This window comes from Flavobacterium sp. KH_001 (assembly GCF_057840745.1).
Map to the genome: position 1 here is coordinate 3,349,475 of NZ_CM174520.1, position 13,117 is coordinate 3,362,591.

12 protein-coding genes are annotated in these 13,117 nt (G+C 34.8%); 6 read left to right on the plus strand and 6 right to left on the minus strand.

What is annotated here, in order from left to right:
• The first annotated feature begins 159 nt into the window (after nucleotides 1–159).
• From AC3ITQ_RS14510 to AC3ITQ_RS14520, 3 genes are all read left to right on the plus strand, one after another.
• On the plus strand, nucleotides 160–2,376 hold the full coding sequence (locus tag AC3ITQ_RS14510; RefSeq protein ID WP_489234891.1) for a glycoside hydrolase family 3 C-terminal domain-containing protein: 2,217 nt from the start codon (nucleotides 160–162) through the stop codon (nucleotides 2,374–2,376).
• Nucleotides 2,377–2,516: 140 nt separating this feature from the next.
• Nucleotides 2,517–3,167: a DUF1349 domain-containing protein gene (locus AC3ITQ_RS14515; protein ID WP_489234892.1), complete on the plus strand. Its 651-nt coding sequence runs from the start codon at nucleotides 2,517–2,519 to the stop codon at nucleotides 3,165–3,167.
• Between the two features lie 260 nt (nucleotides 3,168–3,427).
• Nucleotides 3,428–4,567, plus strand: coding sequence for an acyltransferase family protein (locus tag AC3ITQ_RS14520; RefSeq protein WP_489234893.1), 1,140 nt, complete (start codon nucleotides 3,428–3,430; stop codon nucleotides 4,565–4,567).
• Between the two features lie 220 nt (nucleotides 4,568–4,787).
• Here AC3ITQ_RS14520 and AC3ITQ_RS14525 read toward each other — a convergent pair whose 3' ends face one another.
• Nucleotides 4,788–5,894, minus strand: a complete 1,107-nt coding sequence (locus AC3ITQ_RS14525; protein ID WP_489234894.1) for an NADH:flavin oxidoreductase — start codon at nucleotides 5,892–5,894, stop codon at nucleotides 4,788–4,790.
• A gap of 6 nt (nucleotides 5,895–5,900) precedes the next feature.
• The gene (locus AC3ITQ_RS14530; protein ID WP_026985435.1) at nucleotides 5,901–6,203 is read right to left on the minus strand and encodes an ArsR/SmtB family transcription factor; all 303 of its coding nucleotides are present in this window, start codon (nucleotides 6,201–6,203) and stop codon (nucleotides 5,901–5,903) included.
• A 210-nt stretch (nucleotides 6,204–6,413) separates the two neighbouring features.
• Here AC3ITQ_RS14530 and AC3ITQ_RS14535 point away from each other — a divergent pair, with 210 nt between their 5' ends.
• The 3 genes from AC3ITQ_RS14535 to AC3ITQ_RS14545 all read left to right on the plus strand — a co-directional run bounded on the left by AC3ITQ_RS14535 (nucleotide 6,414) and on the right by AC3ITQ_RS14545 (nucleotide 8,578).
• Nucleotides 6,414–6,908 (plus strand): TlpA family protein disulfide reductase, encoded by a 495-nt coding sequence (locus AC3ITQ_RS14535; RefSeq protein ID WP_489234895.1) that lies wholly within the window; start codon nucleotides 6,414–6,416, stop codon nucleotides 6,906–6,908.
• A 67-nt stretch (nucleotides 6,909–6,975) separates the two neighbouring features.
• Complete coding sequence (locus tag AC3ITQ_RS14540) at nucleotides 6,976–8,070, plus strand: hypothetical protein (RefSeq protein WP_489234896.1); 1,095 nt, start codon at nucleotides 6,976–6,978, stop codon at nucleotides 8,068–8,070.
• Between the two features lie 37 nt (nucleotides 8,071–8,107).
• Nucleotides 8,108–8,578 (plus strand): hypothetical protein, encoded by a 471-nt coding sequence (locus tag AC3ITQ_RS14545; protein ID WP_489234897.1) that lies wholly within the window; start codon nucleotides 8,108–8,110, stop codon nucleotides 8,576–8,578.
• 154 nt (nucleotides 8,579–8,732) lie between these two features.
• Here AC3ITQ_RS14545 and lpdA read toward each other — a convergent pair whose 3' ends face one another.
• The 4 genes from lpdA to AC3ITQ_RS14565 form a co-directional block, all read right to left on the minus strand.
• Nucleotides 8,733–10,139, minus strand: coding sequence for a dihydrolipoyl dehydrogenase (lpdA, locus tag AC3ITQ_RS14550; protein ID WP_072971057.1), 1,407 nt, complete (start codon nucleotides 10,137–10,139; stop codon nucleotides 8,733–8,735).
• A gap of 382 nt (nucleotides 10,140–10,521) precedes the next feature.
• A complete protein-coding gene (locus AC3ITQ_RS14555) occupies nucleotides 10,522–11,682 on the minus strand; it encodes a chromate transporter (protein WP_489234898.1) in 1,161 nt (386 codons plus the stop codon).
• A gap of 12 nt (nucleotides 11,683–11,694) precedes the next feature.
• On the minus strand, nucleotides 11,695–12,195 hold the full coding sequence (locus AC3ITQ_RS14560; protein WP_489234899.1) for a hypothetical protein: 501 nt from the start codon (nucleotides 12,193–12,195) through the stop codon (nucleotides 11,695–11,697).
• Nucleotides 12,196–12,250: 55 nt separating this feature from the next.
• Entirely contained in the window at nucleotides 12,251–13,117 is an 867-nt protein-coding gene (locus AC3ITQ_RS14565) for a chromate resistance protein ChrB domain-containing protein (protein WP_489234900.1), read from the minus strand.

The window sequence follows — 13,117 nt, forward strand, 5'->3', positions numbered from 1 at the left end:
ATTAATTGATAATCAGTATTTTGATTTTTTATTTCACTACTTTTTTTCGTTTAAAATTCTAACACGAACTATAACGTTTTAGCTTTACAATATTATTATAAGGTACTTTTGACTAAAAGTCCCTGCTTGTAAATTAAATGCTTTAATAAATTAATAGTTATGTTTAAAAACGTTAAAACTCTTCTTGTTCTGTTTATGTTGAGTTCGTTTGGGATTAAGGCCCAAAACAATGTTCCGGTTTATCTTGATGATAAAAAAACAATTAGTGAACGTGTAGAAGATGCGCTTTCGAAAATGACAACCGCTGAAAAAATTGCTATGATTCATGCGCAATCTAAATTTAGTTCTCCGGGTGTAAAGCGTCTGGGAATTCCGGAAAACTGGATGACCGACGGACCACACGGAATTCGCACCGAAGTTAAATGGGATGAATGGGATCAGGCAGGCTGGACAAACGATTCCTGTATTGCTTTTCCGGCTTTAACGGCACTTGCAGCAACATGGAATAAGGAATTGTCTTCATTATACGGAAAATCAATTGGAGAAGAAGCGCGTTACCGTAACAAAAATGTACTCTTAGGGCCTGGTGTAAACATCTATAGAACACCATTAAACGGACGTAACTTCGAATATATGGGAGAGGATCCATTCTTAAGTTCAAAAATGGTGGTTCCTTATATTAAAGGAGTTCAGTCGAATGGAGTAGCTGCCTGCGTTAAACATTTCGCTTTAAACAATCAGGAAACGAATCGTAACTCAGTAAACGTAATTGTTGATGATCGTGCCTTATATGAAATCTATCTTCCGGCTTTTAAAGCGGCTGTACAAGAAGGTGATGCATGGGCCATTATGGGATCTTACAATAAATACAAAGGACAGCAATGTTGCCACAATGAGTTTTTGTTAAACGATATTCTTCGTGGAGAATGGGGTTTCAAAGGCGTTGTAGTTTCAGATTGGGGAGGCGTTAACGATACAAAACAAGCGATTCACAATGGTTTGGATATGGAATTTGGTTCTTGGACCAACGGACTTTCGTGGGGAACAAGTAATGCTTATGACAACTATTATTTAGCAAAACCTTATTCAGAAATGATTAGAAAAGGGGAGATTGGAACGAAAGAATTAGACGAAAAAGTACGTCGTATTTTACGTTTGTCTTTCTTAACGACTATGGATAAAAATCGTCCTTTTGGTTCTTTTGGAACTGAAGAACACGCTCAGGCAGGTTTAAAAATCGCTGAAGAAGGAATCGTATTACTTCAAAATAACAATAACATCTTACCAATCAATCTTTCTAAAACTAAAAAGATCGCTGTTATTGGTGAAAATGCCATTAAAATGATGACTGTTGGTGGAGGAAGTTCTTCATTGAAAGCACGTTACGAAATCACACCACTTGAAGGATTAAAGAAAAGAATTGGCAATCAGGCGGAAATCGTTTACGCTCGCGGTTATGTTGGAGACCCGACAAGTAATTATAACGGGGTAATTGCAAAAGTAAGTTTAGAAGAAAAACGTTCTCCGGCAGAATTGACTGCGGAAGCTTTAAAAGTAGCCAAAGATGCTGATATTGTACTGTTTATCGGAGGTTTAAATAAAAGTGAAAATCAGGACGATGAAGGACATGATCGTAAAGGATTAGAGCTTTCTTATGGTCAGGATAAATTAATCAGCGAATTGGCGAAAGTAAATAAAAACATCGTTTATGTAAATATTTCAGGAAATGCTGTGGCGATGCCGTGGGTAAAAGAAGTTCCGGGAATTGTACAAGGATGGTTTTTAGGTACAGAAGCAGGAAATGCGCTGGCGGCAGTTTTGGTTGGAGATGTAAATCCTTCCGGAAAATTAACGTTCACTTTCCCTGTAAAATTGTCTGATAACGGAGCCCATGCATTGGGTGAATTTCCAGGAGGAGATGATGTAACATACAAGGAAAGCATTTTTGTGGGTTACCGTTGGGCTGACAAACATAAAGTAAAACCGTTATTTTCTTTCGGACATGGATTAAGTTATACGACTTTTGAATACGGAAAAGTAACAGCAGACAAAAAACAAATGTCGGCTGGAGATCAGATTACATTTTCTGTGAAAGTGAAAAATACAGGAAGCAGAGAAGGTTCAGAAGTAGTACAGCTTTATATCTCCGATTTAAAATCTTCTTTGGTTCGTCCAATTAAAGAATTAAAAGGTTTTGAGAAAGTTTTACTTAAAGCAGGAGAAGAGAAAACGATAACTTTTACGGTTGATAAAACGGCTTTGAGTTTTTTCGACGATAAAAAACACGACTGGGTTGCTGAATCGGGAGCTTTTGAAGCTTTAATTGGTGCATCATCTACAGCTATAAAATCTAAAGTGAGTTTTTCACTTCAATAATTTCATTAATTTTCTAAATTGGTTGGTTGTAAAGCTGCAATGGTAAAAAGTTGCAGCTTTGCTTTTTCAATTAGTTAGATGTAAAATGTTAGATGTTAAAAGTTTAAATATCTTAGTAGTTAAATAAAAAAATGAATAACATGAAAAATATTCTATTTGGCGCCATAGTTTTATTCTTGGCACAAAACCTTTCGGCGCAAAGCCTGAATAAAATGCAATGGTTTAATGAACCTGAAAAATGGGAAATTAAAAACAATGCATTAATTATGAATGTAACCGGCAGCAGTGATTATTGGCGTATTTCACATTACGGATTTACAGTTGATGATGCACCTTTTTATTACGCAACTTATGGCGGAGAATTTGAAGCCAAAGTAAAAATAACGGGTAATTACATTGCAAGATTTGATCAAATGGGATTAATGATTCGTATTGATGAAAAAAACTACATTAAAACCGGAGTTGAATTTGTCGACGGAAAATTTAATATTAGCACAGTGGTAACACACAACAAAAGCGACTGGAGTGTAACAACTTTGGATAAAGCGCCACCTTTTGTCTGGATAAAAGTAGTAAGAAGATTAGATGCTGTTGAAGTGTTTTTCTCTTATGATGATAAAAATTATATCATGACCAGAAATGCGCCTTTACAAGATAATACACCAGTAATGGTTGGATTAATGGCTGCATCGCCAGACGGAAAAGGTTTTGAGGCTAAATTCGAAAATTTTAAAGTAACACATTTACCGGATCAAAGAAGGCTGGAATGGCTTAAGAATCATCAGGAATAAAATAATTAGATAATTGAGATAATTAGAAAATTAGATAATTATGTAGTTTTACGTAAGGCTTTGTGAACTCCTATGTTGTAAAGTTAATTTAACCGCAAAGTGCGCAAAGTATTTTTATAGTTTGCTTGCAATTGGCTTTATTAAGTTCGCAAAGCTTTGCGATCTTTGCGTAAAACCATTGCTCCCGATAGCTATCGGGATTGCGGTTAAATAAGTTCAATAATAATTAACCATTAACAACTAACCATTAACCATTTTTTATGAATTCAATTTCTACCGATTTTAAACCAAAAAAACATTACGAAATTCTCGACGGTTTGCGTGGAGTAGCGGCAATTTTAGTTGTTGCTTTTCATATTTTCGAAGCGCATAACGGAGGAAGCCGATTTAAACAAATAATCAATCACGGTTATTTAGCCGTTGATTTCTTTTTTCTTTTGTCCGGATTTGTTGTGGCATATGCCTATGACGATCGCTGGGCAAAAATGACTCAATGGGAGTTTTATAAAAGACGTTTGATTCGCCTTCAGCCCATGGTCATTATGGGAATGATCATTGGTGCTATATTTTACTATTTTCAGGCATCTGATATTCTATTTCCCATGATTGCCGGAATGGAAGTTTGGAAAGTAATTGTAACCATGGTAATCGGATTTACATTATTACCAATTCCACCTTCTTTAGAAATCAGAGGCTGGGGCGAAATGCATCCGCTTGACGGACCAGCCTGGTCGCTTTTCTTCGAATATATTGCCAATATTTTATACGCTGTCTTATTCCGTAAATTCTCGAATAAAGTCATGACTATTTTTGTATTGATATTCGCAGGAATGCTGATTAATTATACTGTTTTCGGACCAAAAGGAGACGTTATAGGCGGATGGTCTTTGAATCTGGAACAAATGAATGTTGGATTTACCCGTTTATTATATCCCTTTTTTGCAGGTGTTTTACTTTGCCGTCTGGGAAAACTAATTCACATCAAAGGTGCGTTCTGGATTTGTAGTTTAATGATTTCAGCAGTGCTTATTATACCAAGAATTGGAGATGAAAATAGTTTGTGGATGAACGGTTTATATGAATCTTTCTGTATTATTTTAGTATTTCCTCTAATTGTTGCGATTGGAGCAGGAGGTGAAATCAAAAGTGCTTTCTCAGCTAAAATATGCAAACTTTTAGGTGATATTTCTTATCCAATTTACATCACACATTATCCTCTAATTTATTGGTATACTGCCTGGGTTGTTGATAATAAAGTAGAGATAAAAGATGGTTACGGAATTGGGATCGGTGTTTTAATTGCCAGTATCGTTATTGCCTTTTTATGTTTGAAATTATACGATGAGCCTGTTAGAAATTGGCTTCAGAATAAATTTCAGAAAAGAAGAGTTTCTTTGTAAAGGGACAAAGGCTCAAAGATGCAAAGGTTAAAAACTTTGCCCCTTTGTACCTCTGCAACTCTGTACCTAACTAAAGATATTGAATTTCTAATTTTGTTAGTTATTAGCTATTCAAAAAAAGGGATGAAACTTTTAAAGTTTCATCCCTTTTGTATTTTTGAAAAAAGGTTCAAAGGTTAAAACCTTTGTCCCTTTGAACCTTTGTAACTCTGTACCTTCTTTATTCTAAAACCAATGCTCCCAAAGCTTCTTTACTAAAACCTTTCAATTGATCCATTTTTCCGGCTTTGATTTTCGCAACCCAATTAGGATCAGATAAAAGCGGTCTTCCAACAGCAACTAAATCAAAATCGCCTCTGTCGAAACGTCTGTTTAATTCTTCTAAAGAAGTTGGCTCTGAACTTTCTCCTGCAAACGCTCCAAAGAAATCTCCAGAAAGTCCCACAGAACCTACTGTAATAGTTGGTGCTCCGGTAACTTTTTTAGCCCATCCTGCAAAGTTTAAATCAGAATCTTCAAATTCAGGTTCCCAGAAACGACGTTGCGACGCGTGTATAATATCCACTCCGGCATCCACAAGAGGTGTAAGCCAGGCTTCTAATTCCTCCGGATTTTTAGCCAGTTTATAATTGTAATCAGAAGGTTTGAATTGAGAAAAACGCATGATAACTGCGAAATCATTTCCAACTTGTTTTCTGATTTCCTTCACTACTTCAATAGCAAAACGATTACGTTCCGGTAATGTTTTTCCACCATAAATATCAGTACGTAAATTCGTTTCAGCTCTAAAGAACTGGTCAATTAAATAACCGTGCGCACCGTGAATTTCAATCGTATCAAAACCTAATCTTTTAGCATCAGCAGCAGCTTGTCCAAAAGCAAGAATGGTATCTTCAATATCTTTCTCTGTCATGGCAACTCCATTTCTAAAATCAGGTCTGTTTAATCCTGACGGACCTTCAAAAGGAACTGGCGGAACCCATCCAGAATGGTGGTTGTCCATAATTCCCATATGCCATATTTGTGGCCCCATTGAACCTCCGGCAGCATGAACTTCATCAATCACTTTTTTCCATCCTTTTAAAGCTGTATCGCCATGAAAGTGAGGTACGTTTGCATCATTTGATGATGAAGGTCTGTTGATTACTGTCCCTTCAGATAATATTAAACCAACTTCACCTTCAGCTCTTTTTTGGTAGTAAGAAGCTACTTCATCAGTTGGAATTCCGTTTGGCGAAAATGAGCGTGTCATTGGCGCCATTACGATTCTATTTTTAAGATTTAACGTTTTTAAGTTAAATGGCGAAAACAGGTTGTTTGTACTCATAGTAATTTACAAATTAGTTTGAATTAATTTACTGAGTGCTTCAAAGGCACCTTCGTTGCGTTTATAGTAAGTCCATTGTCCCACGCGTTTCGCTTCTATAAAGCCGGCACGTTGTAAAATCGACAGATATTCAGAAACTGTAGATTGCGTCAGGCCGGCCTTGGCTTGTATTTGCCCGACACAAACGCCGTGTTCAAATCCTGCATGCTGGAGTTGATCCGGAAAGTGTATTTCGGGTTCTTTTAGCCATTCCAGCATTTGCAATCTGGATTTGTTTGACAGTGCCTTAAAGATTTCTATTTGTTCCATGGTGCAAATATATCGACTTTTCCCGATATACCAATTTAAGAAAAAATATTTAGGAAAATTTTATGACGGAGGGAAGAATTATAAAGAAGTATTTATATTTGCTAATGTATAAATCTCGCAAAGTCGCAGAGTCGCAAAGTTTTTAAACTTGAAACCTGAAACAAAGAAAACTTGAAACTTTGCAAAAGCCCCAATAACACTTAACCCATTATGAAAAAAACTTTACTTATTTTAGGATTCTTATGTTGCGTGATAACCAGTTCAAATGCACAAGTTGTAGGACTTGAAGTAGGAGATATAGCACCAGAAATTGACCTTCCGGATACAAAAGGCAATAATGTAGCACTGACTTCTTTAAGAGGAGATTTAGTTTTAATTGACTTTTGGGCATCATGGTGTGGACCATGCACAAAGGAACATCCGGAATTAATAAAATTATACAATACTTATCCGGGTAAATTATCCATTTACAGTGTTTCAATGGATACGAAAAAGCCACTTTGGTTAGGAGCAATTGCCAAACAAAAACTCCCATGGATACAGGTAAGTGATCTTAAGTATTGGAAATCTCCAGCTGCTGTAGATTATATGCTTCAATCTGTCCCATTAAACTTTTTGATTGATAAAAACGGAATTATTCTGGCTAAAAACATTCATGGAAATGCCTTGAATGAAATGGTGAAGAGTATATTAGCGCCGCAATAGAAAAAAAAATAAAACTCAAATAAGCTATTATAAATTGTTAAATGTTTAAAAAAAATAAAACAATTTCATGGAAGAAAAATTTAAGATTTACGAAAAAAATATTGCTAAAAAGCATAGTTTTCATTTCACACCAAAATACAAAGAAGAATTTCGTACCTCATTAAACAAAACTGTATTTATCCCAATTGTTGAAAAGACAATTTTGAAATTAAACTGGGATATTGTTTATAAAGATGAAAAATCAATTGAAGCAAAAAGAAAAGAAAAAGCATTTGGGGTTGAAAAATGGACTGAAGCAATTACAATTACTTTTAATCATGGAAATGTAGAAGTAAAAAGTGAATCTTTAGGGAATGAAATGTGGGATAATGGAAGAAATTCGAAAAGAGTTAAATTGTTTATCCATGCATTAAAAGAGACTGAAAAGGAATATGATAGAGAAGCTTTAAGTGAACTTGAAAAAGAAACTGAAAGAAAAAACAACTGGGACGATTATATAATTCCTGAAAATTTGCCAGAACCCAACCAGCCAAAAAAGAAAAATTTTTCAATTTTAGTCGGGGGTGGCCTGATACTATCAGTAATACTTGGATTTATTATTGCAGAAGTTTCAATTCATGTAATATATATTATTGGAGCTTTTGAATTGCTAGTTGCATTAGCAATTGCATTTTCATTAAAATATTTAATAAAATTGGCAAATTTTACTGATATATCAAAAATCCAAACTTTATTGATTGTAATGGTTGTTATAATTTATCTTTCCAATCAATATTTTCAATTTGAGATAATTTTGAGAGAAAACAATTTTGAAAGAATAAGTTTTTTTGAATTTCTAAAAATTAGATTTGCCGAGGGACTAATGGTTAAAAAAATAAATACTGGTTGGATAGGATTGCTTATAAGCTGGATTCTTCAATTAGTGTTAACATATTATATTTCATTTTTACGATTAGTTTCAATAATAGCGGCTTATCAATTAGAAAGAATTCCAATTGAAGTTATAGATTTTACTAATTACCTTTTTATAAAGGGAAAATCAGAAGACGAAGTTAGAAATGAACTAACAAAAAAAGGTTGGAAGTCAATTGAGAATCAAGATGAAGTTTTTGAAGCCATTGGAGCAATTTATGGTTCTATTGAGTTAGCTCGGTTAAAATAAAATTAGCTATTATTATCGAAATTGAAATATTAATGAAATGGAGTCAAAACTCAGCTTACAAGAATTTCGAGTAAGATTAAAAAACAATACTGAAATTGGTTCACCAAAAGCAGCATTGGGGCAGGTTAGAATATTTCCTTTATCAGGTGCAATAAAAACTTTCTATGGATTTTTTGATGATAACAGTTTTAGTTTAACTGTAAATTCAAAAAAATCAGCAACACATTTTATTGTTAAAGGGAAATATGAGAGCTTTAATAATAGACTAAAAGTTGAATATATTGTTGAACCAAGCAATAAATATCAGCAATTTTGGGCGTACTATTCTCCAATAATTCTAATTCTGGCAATCAATATATTTTTTCTGTTTTTTGCGAAAGGACTCAGACGAGCGTCTACAATCGTTAACTTGTTTTTACTTTTTATGGCTTTTTATTCGAGGTGGAATGAAGAAAGAAAGAGGAAAAAATTAGAACAAAAGTTTCTTAGTATTTTTGAAATTAGATAACGAATTAATTTTACCGAAAAGCACGCAAAGTATGTTTTTTATTGGTATCTGATAGTTGGCTTTATTAAGTTCGCAAAGCTGTATGTGATTAACTTTGCGAACATTTCGGTTAAGCTACACAATCCAAACCTGAAACCTGAAACCTGAAACAATTCTAAATGTTAATAGCTCCTTGTCCCGAAGCAATCATATAAGCTTCTTTTAAAGTTTCAGAGTAAGTTGGATGAGCATATGAAATTCGGAACATATCTTCGTCGGTAACTTCATATTCCATACCAATTACGCCTTGTGCAATTAAATCGGCAGCTCGCGGACCGATGATGTGCATGCCTAGCAGTTCACCGTATTTTGGATCGGAAAGAATTTTAGAAAAACCATCTTTTTCCATAGCGGCTCTCGCTCTTGCGCTGGCAGAGAAAGGAAATTTGCCGACACGATATTCTATATTCTTCTCTTTCAGTTCTTCTTCCGTATAACCAACAGAAGCAACTTCAGGCCAGGTATACACAACACCTGGAATCAATTTGTAATTGATATGGGGTTTTTGTCCGTTAATGGTTTCTGCTACAAAAATACCTTCTTCTTCTGCTTTGTGCGCCAGCATTGCTCCGGCAACAACATCACCAATAGCATAAATGTTTTCGACTTTGGTTTGGAGTTTTTCATTGGTTACAATTCTGCCTTTTGAATCTAATTCTACGCCAGTATTTTCCAGACCTAAACCTTCTGTGTAAGGTTTTCTTCCAACCGCAACCAAACAATAATCGGCCGTAATTTCCTGTGGAGCATTTGCTGCGTCAAGAAAACTTACTGTTGTGTTTTTGCCATTATTTTTGGCTGACTGTACCTTATGGCTCAATAAGATTTTAATATTCTGTTTGGTGAATATCTTTTTAAGTTCTTTTCCTAAATCCTTATCCATTGTCGGTATCAGGCTGTCAAAATATTCAATTATAGTAATTTCGACTCCTATTCTTGCATATATTGAAGCCATTTCGACACCAATAACTCCACCGCCAATAATTACCATGCTTTTTGGTTTTTCAGGAAGCGAAAGTGCTTCCGTAGAAGTAATTATTCTCTTTTTATCAATTTCAACACCAGGAATTGTAGCAGGTTTAGAGCCTGTGGCAATAATATAATAGGTTGAAGAAATTGTTGTTGATGAACCGTCAGTTCCCTTAACGCTTATTTCTTTGTCGTTTAAAAATGAAGCAATTCCTTCAAAAACTTCAATTTTATTTTTCTTCATTAAAAAATTAAGACCATTAATATTTTGTTCTACAACTTCGCTTTTCCTTTTTATTAATTGGGTAAAATCTAAACTTAGCTTACCTGTATTGATACCATGAGTAGCAAATTTGGTTTCGGCGGTATGATAATGTTCTGTACTATCGAGTAATGCTTTTGTAGGTATGCAGCCTACATTGGTACAAGTACCGCCTAAAGCTTTGTATTTTTCGACAATTGCAGTTTTATAACCCAATTGCGAACATCTAATTGCCGAGGCATAGCCGCCCGGACCTGAACCAATAACGATGATATCAAATTTTGTTTCCATAGGTAAAATTTAGTTATGTTTTCAAAAAAGGATTAAAGGCAAGAAATGAATACTTTTAAAAACAAGCAATGAGTGTGCCTTTTGTTAAGTTGTTGAAATATAGTAATTTATAATTTATTACGAAAGAAGATTTGCGTTATTTCGTTAATTAATCTATTGAGCTAATGATATTTAAAAATAAATAGTATTTGATTTTAAAAAGTAAACTTCTTTTGAAAATGAGTGCCCTAGCCCTGATGGGAGGGAAAATCCTTTTGTGCCGGGGTTCGGCACAAAAGATTGGAAGGACAGCAGGAAACAGCTCCTTAAAAAAATTAAAACCTAAATTTCAATAAAGAGTCTTGAGTTTTTTGCCACGACGACCAACGTGAAACTTTCCTGTTTAAACAAATTTTATAATTAAGCCAAGAACAGCAGCAATAAGTATGATGTAAGGTTCAGCTATATTTTTAATGTATAATAAAGTCGCAATTGTTATTGCGGCTATAAAAGCAGTTGGAATATCAATTATCGTGCGCGAAGCAATTACAAAAACTGAGCCTACCAATGCTCCAATAACGGCGGCGGTAATACCATCAACAAATGATTTAACCGATTTATTTTTGGCAATTTTGTGAAAGGAAGGCGCCATTGCAACAGTAAATAAATAGCAAGGCAAGAATGTCGCAAGGGCAGCAACCAAAGCTCCAAGAAAGCCGTCGACCAAGTAACCAATAAATCCTACTGTAATAACTACTGGACCAGGCGTAATCATGGCAACTGCTACAGAATCCAAAAATTGTTGTTCGGTCAGCCAATGATTTTCAGTTACTACACCTGAATGTAAAAAAGGCACAATGGCTAATCCACTTCCGAATACAAACGTTCCTGCCTGCGCAAAGAAAATCGCGATTTTTAGTAATGTTGTGCTTTCATAATTCCAAAAAGGAACTTGTAGCAGCAATATAGAACTTACAGCTCTTGAATTCCACCATTTCGGCGGTGCTTTTATAATCATATATAATAAACCGGCGGCAATAAATAGTAAAACAGGTTCTTGCTGTGTTATAAAAGTTACGCCAAGAGCAATGAGAAAAAACAACCACAACAACCAATTTAGTTTTAAGGATTCGAAGTTGAATTTACCAATTGATTTTACGGTAAGTTTATAAGAACTTACCATTATAAGACCAATTACAGCTGCGCCAACGCCATAAAATACGGCCTGAATCCAGGATAATCCTCCGTATAATTTGTATATTATTCCTAAAAGGACAACCATTAAAAAAGAAGGCAATACAAATGCAAACCCGATTAACGTGGCGCCTAATAATCGGTAATGTACAAAACCAATATAGATGCCCAATTGAGCGGCCAAAGGGCCTGGAGCTAATTGTGCCAAAGCTAAGCCTTGTTTATATTCTTCTTCTGAGATCCATTGCCGGTTTTCTACTAAATCTTTGTGCATGTAACCTACAAGGGCAACTGGCCCGCCAAAACCTACTGTGCCTAGTTTTAGAAAATATAAAGTAAGTTCTTTTAATGAATATTTTGAATCTGCCATTATTGTGTGTTTTTAAAATGCAATTCCAAATTGAAAACCTACCGTAAACGTTGCAGGATGATCGTTACCAAATCGAACCGGAAGCGGAACCGCAACAAAATAACTGCAATTGTCACTTTTGATAACCGTTTTGTTTAGCACTGGTGTAAAACCATATCTTCCGCTGCTTTCAAAGGCTGCTCGTCCGGCAAAAGTATAACCCTTTCCTAAGGCAACCAGAACACCGGGATGGAATAATAAATTGGTTACTTTGTCACTTGCACCTTGTACTTTTATATTCGGAACAACTTCAAAAGAAAAACCTATTTTTGCGCTTTTCCAAATGTTAATTCCGGTTGGAAAACCAACAGCATAATAATCCCTGAAATTTAAATTGGTTTGTTCACTACTTATTGTTACAATTGGATGCATAACGCCGAAATAACCCGTAATTTTAGGATAAGTTGTTTGAGAAAAAGAATTAAAGCTGGTGAAAAATAAAGCAATAAATGTAATGTGTCTGAATGAAATCATGATAGTTTTGTTGGTAAAACAAAACTATATAGACTTGGTAGATATAAATAGAACCTTATTTACCTTTTGTATCTGGTTTACTTTTTAGGGCATTTTTTCGGTATGAGGATGGATTTTTACCGGTATGCAATTTAAATATTCGCGTAAAATGACTTTGGTCTGAAAAGCCTGTCATATAAGCAATTTCAGTTAAGGTATAAGTGGAATTTTGAATAAGGTTTATCGCTTTTTCGATGCGCAATTTTCTAACATATTCTCCAAAATTCAAATCTTCAAAATATTTCGAAAATTCTCTGGAGAGATAGGAAGGATTGAGTTCCAAATCACTTGAAATTTTCTTAAGATCAAAAGCAAACTGAGTATCAATCTGATCCTGAATGATTTCTTTTAAATCTTTAACCCAAGAAGGTGTTTTCTGATTTGATTTTTTTTCTGCCAGGAATTTGTTGTAAACCTCATGGAGCAGACTCTCAAACGGACTATTTTGCAAATGATTTTGTTTGTACAAATGCGTTGCCCAGCTGTAAAGCGAGTCATAAATAACCATTCCACTTTTCAATAATTCGGCATCGTTGGTGATATTATGAGAAAGTCCGGCAGAAATGGCCCAGAGTCCTGCTGATTCTTTTGCAAGATCATGTTGATCCGTATCCGCTCCACGCACAATTTTAGCCATTATTAAAATAGCAGGATCCTTAATTTCATGCTTTTTTACAATGTAGTCAAAAGTACATTCTTCATTGTAATGTGTGTATTCTACATTCGGAATATCAAACGGAATCGCATTTAAAACTTCGGCTTTAGCCAAAACTTCATCAAAAGGAACATAAATAAATTCAGCATCCCGGTCGACAAACTTTTTAATTAGCCATGGGCACGCAATTCTATCAATTTTAGGTCTTTCTCTGGTTATCCATTTCAT

Excerpts from the sequence above, each read along its gene's own strand:
- AC3ITQ_RS14555 (WP_489234898.1), bottom strand. The coding sequence starts at position 11,682 with ATGGCAGATTCAAAATATTCATTAAAAGAACTTACTTTATATTTTCTA.
- AC3ITQ_RS14530 (WP_026985435.1), bottom strand. The coding sequence starts at position 6,203 with ATGGAACAAATAGAAATCTTTAAGGCACTGTCAAACAAATCCAGATTG.
- AC3ITQ_RS14540 (WP_489234896.1), top strand. The coding sequence starts at position 6,976 with ATGGAAGAAAAATTTAAGATTTACGAAAAAAATATTGCTAAAAAGCAT.
- AC3ITQ_RS14565 (WP_489234900.1), bottom strand. The coding sequence starts at position 13,117 with ATGAAATGGATAACCAGAGAAAGACCTAAAATTGATAGAATTGCGTGC.
- AC3ITQ_RS14510 (WP_489234891.1), top strand. The coding sequence starts at position 160 with ATGTTTAAAAACGTTAAAACTCTTCTTGTTCTGTTTATGTTGAGTTCG.
- AC3ITQ_RS14525 (WP_489234894.1), bottom strand. The coding sequence starts at position 5,894 with ATGAGTACAAACAACCTGTTTTCGCCATTTAACTTAAAAACGTTAAAT.
- AC3ITQ_RS14535 (WP_489234895.1), top strand. The coding sequence starts at position 6,414 with ATGAAAAAAACTTTACTTATTTTAGGATTCTTATGTTGCGTGATAACC.
- AC3ITQ_RS14520 (WP_489234893.1), top strand. The coding sequence starts at position 3,428 with ATGAATTCAATTTCTACCGATTTTAAACCAAAAAAACATTACGAAATT.
- AC3ITQ_RS14545 (WP_489234897.1), top strand. The coding sequence starts at position 8,108 with ATGGAGTCAAAACTCAGCTTACAAGAATTTCGAGTAAGATTAAAAAAC.
- lpdA (WP_072971057.1), bottom strand. The coding sequence starts at position 10,139 with ATGGAAACAAAATTTGATATCATCGTTATTGGTTCAGGTCCGGGCGGC.
- AC3ITQ_RS14560 (WP_489234899.1), bottom strand. The coding sequence starts at position 12,195 with ATGATTTCATTCAGACACATTACATTTATTGCTTTATTTTTCACCAGC.
- AC3ITQ_RS14515 (WP_489234892.1), top strand. The coding sequence starts at position 2,517 with ATGAAAAATATTCTATTTGGCGCCATAGTTTTATTCTTGGCACAAAAC.